Annotated in this window: 6 protein-coding genes and 1 pseudogene; 6 read left to right on the top strand and 1 reads right to left on the bottom strand. The window is 49.7% G+C overall.

The annotated features are described in order from the left end of the window. From FLS37_RS16610 to FLS37_RS16585, 6 genes and pseudogenes are all read left to right on the top strand, one after another. On the top strand, nt 1-161 hold a 161-nt coding region (locus FLS37_RS16610; protein WP_198314570.1), incomplete at its 5' end, for a transposase. Nucleotides 162-248: 87 nt separating this feature from the next. Continuing rightward, nucleotides 249-416, top strand: a pseudogene (locus FLS37_RS16605) (IS3 family transposase); the annotation flags it as partial. Between the two features lie 79 nt (nt 417-495). Continuing rightward, nucleotides 496-1236, top strand: a complete 741-nt coding sequence (locus tag FLS37_RS16600; RefSeq protein WP_198314693.1) for an aminotransferase class III-fold pyridoxal phosphate-dependent enzyme — start codon at nt 496-498, stop codon at nt 1234-1236. Next, entirely contained in the window at nt 1233-1658 is a 426-nt protein-coding gene (locus FLS37_RS16595) for an ectoine synthase (protein ID WP_157671071.1), read from the top strand. The genes FLS37_RS16600 and FLS37_RS16595 overlap by 4 nt, the downstream gene beginning before the upstream one ends. Continuing rightward, complete coding sequence (locus FLS37_RS16590) at nt 1651-1941, top strand: phytanoyl-CoA dioxygenase family protein (protein WP_157671070.1); 291 nt, start codon at nt 1651-1653, stop codon at nt 1939-1941. Before FLS37_RS16595 ends, FLS37_RS16590 begins: the two co-directional genes overlap by 8 nt. A 67-nt stretch (nt 1942-2008) precedes the next feature. Then, complete coding sequence (locus tag FLS37_RS16585) at nt 2009-2797, top strand: phytanoyl-CoA dioxygenase family protein (protein WP_198314692.1); 789 nt, start codon at nt 2009-2011, stop codon at nt 2795-2797. A gap of 84 nt (nt 2798-2881) precedes the next feature. Here the strand turns inward: FLS37_RS16585 and FLS37_RS16580 are convergent. Beyond that, the coding region (locus tag FLS37_RS16580) for an integrase core domain-containing protein (protein ID WP_157671069.1) at nt 2882-3146 on the bottom strand (265 nt) is incomplete at its 5' end.

Raw genomic sequence — 3146 nt, 5'->3', positions numbered from 1 at the left:
GGCAATTTGGTGGTAGGACGAAAAACTTCACCGGTGAAGTTTTTTGGGCGCGCGGCTATTTTGTTTCGACGGTGGGTTTGGATGAAGCAATGGTCAGAGCCTATATCCGAAATCAAGAAAAGGAAGATGAGCGTTACGACCAGATGAAGCTGGGGTTGTGACTCGCCGCCTTGGGCGGCACTTGGTTTGTTGACGCCTTCGAGGCGTTCCTCTAATAAGCCCCCAGCTTTGCTGGGGGTCATTTAACTCATCGTTTAGGTCCGTGGAAAAGCCTAGAATCTGTGGAGCTAGCGACATTGGAATGGGTTTCGTGGTTCAATCACCATCGTTTGCTTGGGTCGATTGGCCATATCCCACCTGCGGAAGCAGAAGCAAACTATTATCGCAACCAAAGCGAGCAGGCCATGTTGGTCTGACTCAAACTAAATAGCCTCCGCGAAACCCGGTGCGATTCAGTTACGCCAAAGGCTGGTCGATCCATCCAGCGGCTCGGATTTGCCCGCTGCGATTATTTTAGAAACCGTGCAAGGCGAAGGCGGAGTGAATGTGGCTAGCGTGGCATGGCTGCAAGCAATTGCAAAAATCTGCCAAGACTTCAACATTTTATTGATTGTTGACGATATTCAAGCCGGTTGCGGCCGGACTGGCGAATTCTTTAGTTTTGAACGCGCTGGCATCAAGCCCGATATTGTGACGCTATCAAAATCACTGTCTGGCCTGGGTTTACCGATGGCCTTGGTGTTGATCAAACCGGAATATGACATCTGGAAACCCGCGCAGCATAACGGCACATTCCGAGGCAATAATCTGGCCTTTGTGACTGCTACAACGGCACTAAATATATTTTGGCGCGATCAGAAATTCACCGATTCGATTGCGGGAAAAGCCGCCATTGTTAAAGCGCAGTTGGATGAATTGGTTGCCGAATTTCCAGATCAGCTTAGTACGCGTGGTCTGGGCTTGATGCAAGGTTTGGTGTTTCAAGACCCTGCGAATTCTGATGCCGTGACCTGCGCGGCTTTTGCGCAAGGGCTGATTATTGAAGGCTGCGGCGCATATGATGAAGTGCTCAAAATTTTGCCACCGCTCACTATTGAAGTTGCACAGTTAAAACAGGGGCTGCAATTACTCGCCAAACTCACACGAAAAATCTTGGCCGATGCCGAAATCAAAACGATCTTGACGGAAAGCAGCGAGCACAGCGTCAGCGACTCACGTCAGGCGGTGGGCGTATGATTGTCCGTCACCTCAGTGAGATTATAAATACAGCTCGCGATGTGGCGGCGGAAAATTGGTCCAGTCGCCGCCTATTGCTCGCCGATGATGGCATGGGTTTTTCTATGCATGAAACCATTATTCATGCCGGTACGGAAACGCCCATCTGGTACAAAAATCACCTCGAAGCAGTCTATTGCATTGACGGTGAAGGCGAAATCGAGCTGGTACCGAGTGGCGAAAGACATCGTATTTATCCCGGCATGTTGTATGCCCTCAACGAGCACGATCAACATCTATTGCGCGCGTCGACCAGATTACGTTTGGTCTGCGTGTTTAATCCACCGATCACTGGCCGCGAAGTCCACGATAAAGATGGCGCCTACCCTGCCGCCAGCAGCCAAGCCAATGCGACTGAAATGAGAGGAGATCAAAATGATTGAAACAACTCACTACGGTTACCCATCGCGCGAAAAAGAAGCCGCTATTGTTAAACGCCGCGAGCCTGTACTGCATGGCAAACCCGAAGCGGCAGCGCTTAGCCCAGAGCAAGCGCGCCAATTTGATGAAAATGGATTTTTGGTTTTACCGAGCTTATTTTCTAGCGAAGAAGTCGCCAAACTCTACCAAGAAATGGAAAATGTCCGTGATGAATTTGCCGGTACAGGTCGCGCGGAAGCCATCACGGAGCGTGATAGCGGCGCAGTGCGTTCGGTCTTTATATAAGTAGTGGTGCATAACCAATTGGAAAGTCTCAACTACCTCCTGCGTAGAAGGCGCTTGGTAACTGGCTTTGCCACGACACCGGTTCGAAGCTTTTCCAATCAGTTGCACGAAATTACTTATTCATCGCATCAACACGATATTTTCTCGCTTAGTACGAGATCAGCGTTTACTCAAGATTGCCGAGCAAATCGTTGGCGGTGAAACGTATATTCATCAATCCCGAATTAATTACAAACCGGGCTTGGTCGGCAAAGAGTTTTATTGGCATTCGGATTTTGAAACTTGGCATATCGAAGACGGCATGCCTGCGATGCGCGCCGTCAGCTGCGCCATTAGCCTCACCGACAACAATGCTTTTAATGGCGCACTCATGCTGATTCCCGGCTCGCAGCATTTCTTTATTTCATGCGTAGGTAAAACGCCTGACAATCACTACCAAACTTCACTTAAGAAACAAGAATACGGCGTGCCCGACCCGATTAGCTTGCAATTTTTAGTGGAGAAAAATGGCATTGAAATGCCAACAGGCCCAGCAGGCTCGGTGGTCTTTTTTGATTGCAACACCATGCATGGTTCCAATAGCAATATTTCGCTGTATGCGCGCAGCAATGTATTTATGGTTTACAACCATATCGATAATCAGCTGCAAGCCCCCCGAGATGGATTGACGCCGTCGCCGCGCGCGAAAACATTCAGGCACTCAGCCCATTGCCACATTGGCAACTCGGCTAAAGCGCCAAAGTCAGCGCCATGCAGCAGGATCGTGAATGCAGTAAGCGCTGTTTTCACCGTCCTGCTACTTACAAATACCTGCAGCTGGCCGATAATGAAGCCTTCAAATCTCTTGGAAATTTAGCCATGCCGCAGCTAACACCAATCACTCTGGAAATTTGCGCGGGTTTCCATCTCGGTCTTCGCTAAACGGAACCCGACGCAAAAATCATTGTTCCGCCACATAAATGTCCAGTCCCGGACGATTGCTGATACGTTTTTTGAATAATTCTGGATGCGTTTTCTGCCATTCTTTCATGGACTGGATCGGCGTGCGATGTCCCAGCGCCAGTTGTGGCAAATGTTGATTGTAGAGCAACACGTAGCGTGCCAGCGTTTCGGCCAAATCGGCGCCTGAGACAAAACGATGAGTGGCCAATACATCGCTAATGCGTCCATTGAAACGCTCGACCATCCCGTTGGTTTGTGGGCTG

Origin of the sequence: Chitinibacter sp. GC72 (assembly GCF_009760905.1) — a bacterium.
Taxonomy (GTDB): Bacteria; Pseudomonadota; Gammaproteobacteria; order Burkholderiales; family Chitinibacteraceae; genus Chitinibacter.
This window is presented reverse-complemented; position numbering and strand designations above follow the sequence as displayed.